General features: G+C 64.0%; 1 protein-coding gene. It reads right to left on the bottom strand.

Annotated elements, in window-relative coordinates; genetic code table 11:
• Nucleotides 1-92: 92 nt before the first annotated feature.
• A partial coding sequence (locus RFN28_RS34645) for an IS5 family transposase (RefSeq protein WP_320291602.1) occupies nucleotides 93-866 on the bottom strand: 774 nt, incomplete at its 5' end.

Below are 866 nucleotides of genomic sequence, written 5' to 3'. Positions count from 1 at the left end.
TTTAGAGGACTGGCAGAGCGGTTTTCGGCGCGCCCTTTGAGGCATTTGTCAGTTTTAAGCGGCCATCCGCAGGATTGCGGACGGACTCCTCCTCATGCTCGTCTCTCAGCAGGTGGACGGAGGACGCCAATCATGGTTCTCAGATTGTAGGCGCAGGCAGCCAGCATGCACTGCGTGCGGTTGGTGGCCAGGTTGAAGAAGCGCATGCGCCGCATGCCATAGCGCTCCTTGAATACCGCGAAGGGCCGCTCGACCGCCGCCCGCACCTTGGCGATCAGCCGGTTGCGCAACTTCTGGCGCGGCGTCAGCGGGTGGTGCTTGTTGGGCCGCTGCATCAGCCGGTCCTTGATCCCCGCCTCGGCGAGCCGATCCTGCCTGGCGTGGGTATAATAGGCCTGATCGCCATAGGCTGCCTTCTCGTCGCCGCAGATCAACTGGTCGGCCGGCTCGGTGTCGGTGACCGAGGCATCACTCGCCTCGACGCGCCGGATGATGGTGTGCGCCTGGTCGACGCCGATATGCATCTTGTAGCCGAAGGTGCTCTTCTTGCCCCAGCGCGCATCCTTATCGGCCGACGGCTTGACCGGACCCTGATGGCCCTTCTTCGGCTGCTTGGGCGGCCGGCCGCGAGCCTGCAGGAACGTGGCATCGACCAAGGTGCCGCGCTTGACGATCAGCCCCTTCGCCTCCAGCTGGCGGTTGATCTCCTCAAAGACCTTGTCGATCAGATGCTCGCGCGTCAGCTCCTCGCGGAAACGCCACAGCGTCGAATGATCGGGTGTGCGGTCCGAAAGGCTGAAGCCGGCAAAGCGGCGGAACGACAGTCGATCTCGAATCTGCGCCTCCAGCGCCGGATCGCTCAGCCC

Origin of the sequence: Mesorhizobium album, from assembly GCF_033977205.1 — a bacterium.
GTDB classification, from domain to species: domain Bacteria; phylum Pseudomonadota; class Alphaproteobacteria; order Rhizobiales; family Rhizobiaceae; genus Mesorhizobium; species Mesorhizobium album.
Note: the sequence above shows the minus strand (reverse complement) of the source record. Positions and strands in the feature narration are given on the sequence as shown.